This is a genomic window from Methylobacterium sp. J-059 (genome assembly GCF_022829485.1).
Taxonomy (GTDB): Bacteria; Pseudomonadota; Alphaproteobacteria; order Rhizobiales; family Beijerinckiaceae; genus Methylobacterium.
Genome location: NZ_JAKSYA010000088.1, coordinates 25383 through 31816, shown reverse-complemented (window position 1 = coordinate 31816; position 6434 = coordinate 25383). Strand labels below are relative to the sequence as shown.

At 72.0% G+C, this 6434-nt stretch carries 8 protein-coding genes; 3 read left to right on the top strand and 5 right to left on the bottom strand.

Annotated features, from left to right (window positions below):
* From MKK55_RS09525 to queE, 3 genes are all read right to left on the bottom strand, one after another.
* Window positions 1-144, bottom strand: a 144-nt coding sequence (locus MKK55_RS09525; RefSeq protein ID WP_243934422.1) for an NAD-dependent epimerase/dehydratase family protein, incomplete at its 3' end; no start/stop codon positions are given.
* Between the two features lie 47 nt (window positions 145-191).
* Entirely contained in the window at window positions 192-743 is a 552-nt protein-coding gene (rfbC, locus tag MKK55_RS09520; protein WP_243934421.1) for a dTDP-4-dehydrorhamnose 3,5-epimerase, read from the bottom strand.
* Between the two features lie 257 nt (window positions 744-1000).
* On the bottom strand, window positions 1001-1633 hold the full coding sequence (queE, locus tag MKK55_RS09515) for a 7-carboxy-7-deazaguanine synthase (protein ID WP_147727791.1): 633 nt from the start codon (window positions 1631-1633) through the stop codon (window positions 1001-1003).
* Window positions 1634-1885: 252 nt separating this feature from the next.
* On the opposite strand from queE, the gene MKK55_RS09510 reads away from it, so the two are divergent.
* From MKK55_RS09510 to MKK55_RS09500, 3 genes are all read left to right on the top strand, one after another.
* Window positions 1886-3400: a D-alanyl-D-alanine carboxypeptidase family protein gene (locus MKK55_RS09510; RefSeq protein ID WP_243934419.1), complete on the top strand. Its 1515-nt coding sequence runs from the start codon at window positions 1886-1888 to the stop codon at window positions 3398-3400.
* A 48-nt stretch (window positions 3401-3448) separates the two neighbouring features.
* Window positions 3449-4519, top strand: a complete 1071-nt coding sequence (locus MKK55_RS09505; RefSeq protein WP_243934417.1) for a CobW family GTP-binding protein — start codon at window positions 3449-3451, stop codon at window positions 4517-4519.
* A gap of 107 nt (window positions 4520-4626) precedes the next feature.
* Window positions 4627-5514 carry a hypothetical protein gene (locus tag MKK55_RS09500; RefSeq protein ID WP_243934415.1) on the top strand — a complete coding sequence of 296 codons (888 nt, stop codon included), beginning with the start codon at window positions 4627-4629 and terminating at the stop codon, window positions 5512-5514.
* 4 nt (window positions 5515-5518) lie between these two features.
* Here MKK55_RS09500 and MKK55_RS09495 read toward each other — a convergent pair whose 3' ends face one another.
* Window positions 5519-5839 carry an HPr family phosphocarrier protein gene (locus MKK55_RS09495; protein WP_147728691.1) on the bottom strand — a complete coding sequence of 107 codons (321 nt, stop codon included), beginning with the start codon at window positions 5837-5839 and terminating at the stop codon, window positions 5519-5521.
* 126 nt (window positions 5840-5965) lie between these two features.
* Entirely contained in the window at window positions 5966-6367 is a 402-nt protein-coding gene (locus MKK55_RS09490; protein ID WP_147728692.1) for a PTS sugar transporter subunit IIA, read from the bottom strand.
* Window positions 6368-6434: the final 67 nt, after the last annotated feature.

The window sequence follows — 6434 nt, the reverse complement described above, 5'->3', positions numbered from 1 at the left end:
CTCGGCGAGGGGCGCCAGCGACACCGGGTTGGCCGCGTAGGTCAGCGCGTCCAGCGTCAGCACGTCGTGGCCGAGGTCGCGCACCAGGTGGAGCACGAGGGCGGAGCCGATGAAGCCGCAGCCGCCGGTCACCAGGATGCGCATGTCGGGCCTTTCCTTCACGTCGTCGATGGCGCTCGCGCGCCGGGGCTTCAGAACACCGGCCCGAGCTCGGACAGGCGCGGCGCCGCCCGGTCCTTGTCGGACAGGATCGCCTCCGCGGCCAGGACCGGCCAGTCGATGCCGACGTCCGGGTCGTTCCAGACCAGGGCGCGGTCGTGGGCCGGGCTGTAGTAGGCGTCGACCTTGTAGGCCACCATCGTGTCCGGCGTCAGGGTGCAGAAGCCGTGGGCGAAGCCGTGCGGGATGAACAATTGCTCGCCGCCCTCGGCATCGAGCGTGACGGCCACATGCTGCCCGTAGGTGGCGGAATCACGGCGCAGGTCGACCGCCACGTCGAGGATCGCCCCGGCCAGCACCCGCACGAGCTTGGCCTGGGCCTGCGGCGCGACCTGGAAGTGCAGCCCGCGGATCGTCCCCTTGGGCGCCGAGAACGACTGGTTGTCCTGCACGAAGGCGCAGGCGATCCCCGCCCGCGCCAGCGCGTCGACGCGAAACGTCTCCGAGAACCACCCGCGCGCGTCCCCGAACCGCTTCGGGACAACCCGCATCACCCCCGGAACCCGGGTCTCGATCACATCCATCGCACGCTCCCCGAATGCGCCGCGCTCGCGCCGGACACCGCCCCGGACCGAGCCTCGGCGCCTGTCCCGCCCATCGCGACGGGGCTTCCAAACATTCCCGGAAGTTGTCAAGGCTCGGCAATCCGAGGGAACCGACGGATCCGGGCCATGACCGCGACGATCCGCGCGCGCGCCTGAAATTACAACTAGAAGTTGACCACGGGGTTAACCGCCCGGTGAAATCGGGCCGCCGACGGATCGGCTCGGCGGGCGCGCGCTCACGGGATCCCGATCATCTTGTGCGTCTGGAGCGAGAGCCGCCAGCGGGCATCCGCGCGGCAATAGGCGACGGCGGCGCCGGTGTTGGCGATCCGGTCCGGCCCGTCCATCGGCTGGAGCCAGCGATGGTGGAAATCGAGGTCGGCGACCGTCTCCGGCGCGAGGTCGGCCTGCGGGAAGACGAGCTTCAGCTCGTCGCCGCGTCGCTGCACCAGCGGCGCACCGGCCTTGGGGCTGACGCAGATCCAGTCGATCCCTTCCGGTGCCGCGAGCGTCCCGTTGGTCTCGACCGCGATCGCGAAGCCGCGGGCGTGGACGGCCGCGATCAGCTCCGGGTCGAGCTGCAGCAGCGGCTCTCCGCCGGTGAAGACGACGTAGTGCGCGTGGGGACCGCCCTCCCAGGTCCGTGCGATCGCATCCGCGAGGTGGTCGGCGGTCGCGAACTTTCCGCCGCCCTCGCCGTCGGTGCCGACGAAGGCCGTGTCGCAGAACCGGCAGACCGCCTCGGCCCGGTCCGCCTCGCGGCCGGACCAGAGATTGCAGCCGGCGAACCGGCAGAACACCGCCGCCCGCCCGGCCTGCGCGCCCTCGCCCTGGAGCGTGTGGAAGAGTTCCTTGACCGCGTACGCCATCGTCCCGCCGGGCCCGAGCCGATGACGGCCGGGGCATCGTCCTGTCCTGAAAAGATCGTCGCGCGACAGCACATAGGCGCGCCCGTGCCGCAACGCCACATCACGGCGGTGGACGCGCGAAGATCCGCCATGCTCTCGCCACGGTGCCCGCGTTGAACGGCCGACGTTCTCAGGGCCCTCCTTCGCGGCCGCGAGAGGGACGGCATCGGGCCCGGTGCCGGCGCGGCGTTCCACTGCTTTGAGTCGGGGTCGATGTCGAACCGTTTCCTGAGGCGCCTCACCCTGGGGCTCGCAACGCTTGCCGGCCTGCTCGCTGCGCAGGCGGCCGACGCCGTGACCGCACCCGTCCTCGTGGTGGAGGTGGATTCCGGCAAGGTGCTCTATGCGCAAGGCGCGACCGACCCCTGGTACCCGGCCTCGATCACCAAGCTGATGACCACCTACGTCGCCCTCGACCTGGTGCGGCAGGGCAAGGTCTCGCTCGACTCGATGATCACGATCTCGGCCGCCGCCGCCGCCGAGCCGCCCTCCAAGATGGGCTTCAAGCCGGGCACGCAGCTCACCCTCGACAACGCGCTGAAGATCATCATGGTCAAGTCGGCCAACGACGTGGCCTGGGCGATCGGCGAGACCCTCGGCGGCACGATCGACGGCTTCGCCGACATGATGAACGAGACCGCGCGCCGGATCGGCATGCGCGAGAGTCGCTGGTACAACCCGAACGGCCTGCCCGACCCCCGGCAATGGACCTCGGCCCGCGACATGGCGGTGCTCGGCCGCGCGCTGCTGCGCGACTTCCCCGACTCGCACGACCTGTTCTCGATCTCGGCGATCCAGTTCGGCCGCTCGGTGATGGCCAACCACAACGGCCTGCTCGGGCGCTATGCCGGCGTCGACGGGATGAAGACCGGCTTCATCTGCGCCGGCGGCTTCAACGTGGTCGCCAGCGCCAACCGCAACGGACGGCGCATCCTCACCATCGTGATGGGCAGCCCGAGCGCGCGCGAGCGCGACCTCAAGGCCGCCGACCTGTTCGATTACGGCTTCGGCCAGTCGGCCGGATGGACCGCGCAGACGCTCGACGCGTTGCCCGCCTCCGCCATCGGCGCGCCGCCCGACATGCGGCCCTACATCTGCGACCGCAAGAAGCCGATGCCGATCGACGAGGGCCCCGGCGCCATCGCCGGAAACGCCGACAACGCCGGCGCGCAGTTCCTCGGCGCCGCCGGCCTGTCCTCGCCCGCGCTGACCCTGGCGACGCTCAACGGCGCCGCCGCGCGCAACCGCACCCTGCCGCCGCGCGCCCCGCTGCAGCCGATCCTGGTCTGGATCGGCCGCGACCCGGCGGAGGGGCAGATCATGCTCAACGAGCAGGCCGAGGCCGAGAAGGCCGCCGCCGCCGCCACGCGCGAGGCGAAGCTCGAGGCCGCCAAGGCCAAGCGCGAGGCGGCGCTCGAGGCGGCCAAGCAGAAGCGCGCCGCGGCCGCGGAAGCCAAGACCCAGGCAAAGGCCCAGGGGAAGGACCAGGGCAAGGCGAAGGCCGCGATCGCCGGCGCCGTGCCCCGCGCGGCCAGCGCCTACACCTCGGTCGACGTGTCCGGCATGCCGGAGGCCAAGCACAAGCCGCCGACCCACGCCAAGCCGGCGACGGCGGTGACGCAGAAGGGCGGCAAGCCCGCGGTGGCCAAATCCGTGCAGACCAAGCCGAAGGCCGGCGCGAAGCCCAAGCCCAACGCGGCCAAGTCGGCCGAATCCGCGGACGAGTGATCGGCGCGCGCAATTGAGCCCGCCGCCCGGCCGCGCTAGGCCGGCGGCATGACCGACGCTCCCCGCCGACCGGACCCGATCCCGCTCACCGTGCTCACCGGCTTCCTCGGAGCCGGCAAGACCACGCTGCTCAACCGGATGCTGCGCGATCCGGCGCTCGCCGACACGGTCGTTATCGTCAACGAGTTCGGCGAGATCGGCCTCGATCACCTGCTGATCGAGGCGATCGACGAGAACATGGTCCTGCTCGGCGCCGGCTGCCTGTGCTGCACCGTGCGCGGCGACCTGATCGCGACGCTGGAAGACCTGCTGCGCAAGCGCGACAACGGCCGGATCACGCCGTTCCGCCGGGTCGTGATCGAGACCACCGGCCTCGCCGACCCCGCGCCGATCCTGCACGCGTTGATCTACCACCCCTACCTCGTGATGCGGTACCGGCTGCAAGGCGTCGTCACCGTGGTGGACGCGGTCAACGGGTTCGACACGCTCGACGCCCACCCGGAGGCGGTGCGGCAGGTGGCGGTGGCCGACCGGATCGTCCTCGCGAAGGCGGATCTGGCCGGCGACACCGGTTCGCTGCGGGCGCGCCTGCACGCCCTCAACCCGGCCGCACCGATCGATCCGCCCGACGTCCCCGCCGAGACGCTGCTCGGCGGCCTGTTCGGCCTCGACGGCAAGGCCGCCGACGTGCAGGCCTGGCTCGGAGCCGTGCCGGAGGCGGACGGGCACGCTCACGACGTGAACCGGCACGACGCGGCGATCCGCGCCTTCTCGCTGACGAGCGACGTGCCGGTGCCCCGCGCGTCCTTCGAGATGTTCCTCGACCTGCTTCGGGGAAGCCACGGCCCGAAGCTGCTGCGCCTGAAGGGCCTCGTCGCGATCGCCGACGATCCCGACCGGCCGGTGGTAGTCCACGGCGTCCAGCAGGTGGTGCACGCCCCCGTCACCCTGCCGGCCTGGCCCGACGACGACCGCACCTCGCGCCTCGTCCTGATCGTCCGCGACCTCGACCCGGACTTCGTCCTCCGGCTCTGGGACGCCTTCCTCAGCCGCCCGCGGATCGACGCGCCGGATGCGGCGGCGCTTACCGACAACCCGCTTGCCATTCCCGGCGGCTGACGGCTCCCGCGGCATCATCCTTGAAGCCCGCACCCCAAAGGGCGCCTCCAGGGGTGCCGAACGTTCCAGAGTGGGACGGTTCCTCTCGAATGCGGGACGCAGGTGCCATGATGCACGGCTTCACGGTCATCCAGGGCGGGCAGGCGGTCCCCGACGCGGCGGCGATGGGCGATCCGGTCGCGCGGGCGTACGAGGAGGCGGCTTCGAACGGACATGCGGCGTCGCGCTGGCGCGTCGACCTCCACCGTGCCGGCACCGTCGACGACGACGCGGTCGCCGCCTGGCGGGCGCTGATGACGCGCAACGCGATCACCGATCCGCGGGTCGATCCGGATTACGTGCTGAGCGCGGCCCGCCATCAATCCGGCGGCCGGACCATCGCCTTCGCCCTAGCCTGGGACCGGGACGGCAACGGCCGCGCGGCGCTCCACGGGGTGATGCCGATGGCGATGCCGCACCCGATCTGGGGGCGGGGCCGGGCCGACCTGTGGCAGCCGCCGGGCCTCCCGGACCCGGCCGCCCTGATCGACGGGTCGCGGTCGGAGGCCGTCGAGGCCGCGGTCCGCGGCCGGCTCGCGGGCCTGCGTCGGCCCCTGCGGCTCGGGGCGCCGACGCGCCTGCCGACCCAGGGCGGCGCCCCGCGCCCGGTCCTCGCCGCCACCCATGAGGTCCGGTGCCGGACCATTCCCGCCGACTGCGTGATCGGCGTGCGCGCCGGGGACGACGCGGCGGCCGAGGTCGAGCAGGTGTCCGCCCCGGGCCTGATCCCGTCCGCGGTCGAGGAATTCCTTGCGCTGGACGCGCGCCACGCGGCGCGCCCGATCATCGCCGACCCGTCGGAGGCGTCGATGGTGCGGGTGGTGACCCGCCTGTTCGCCCGTCGCGGGCAGATGCGGATCGAGCTCGCCCGCCGCGCCGGGGAGCTCGTCGCCGGCACGCTCCACCTCGGCGCGGGCGCCCGCGCCGTAGTCTGGCGGCGCGCGGCGCGGGTGTGACGCGCTACTCGTCCTCGCCGAACCTGTCGGCGAGCAGCGCCTCGATCGCCGCGAGGCAGGGCTCGGCGTCGGCTCCGACGGCGGTGACCATCACGTGGGTGCCCTGCGCCGCGCCGAGCGTCAGCAGCCCCATGATCGAGCGGCCGCCCACCGTCTCGCCGGCGCGGGTCACCGTGACCTGAGCGTCGAAGCGCTCGACGGTCTGGACGAACTTGGCGGATGCCCGCGCGTGCAGGCCGCGTCGGTTGATGATCGGCAGGCGCCGCAGGAAGCCGCCGTCGGGCACGGGCGGCGGCTCGTCGTCGGGCTCGAAGAGGTCGTCCATCCCCCGGCGCGCTTCCCTGTCCGTCGCCGCGCTGCGATTCGCGTCGGCCTGAATCGGCGCGCGCACGGCGCGGACCTCACCGTGCGTAGCGGGTCGGCGGTCGGGACGGCAAGATGACGGGGAAGACTATTTGCCGGCGAGAACGCGCGAGGCGACGTTGATGTACTTGCGGCCGGCTTCCTGGGCGTGGAGCACCGCGTCGCCGAGGGATTCCGCATCGCGGACGCTGGCGAGCTTGATCAGCATCGGCAGGTTGATGCCCGCCACCACCTCGACGGCGCCGCCGTTCATGCAGGACAGCGCGAGGTTCGACGGCGTGCCGCCGAACATGTCGGTCAGCACGACGACGCCGGTTCCGGTATTCACCCGGCCGACCGCCGACATGATGTCCCGCCGCCGAAGCTCCATGTCGTCTTCCGGACCGATCGTGATGGTTTCGATCTGCTTCTGAGGGCCAACCACGTGCTCCAATGCGGCCCTGAATTCGGTCGCGAGCAGTCCGTGGGTGACGAGCACCATGCCAATCATCGACACGTATTCCGGTGTCCTGTGAACGAGTCCGCCATGTTGTGCATTGCACGCACAGGCTCAAGGC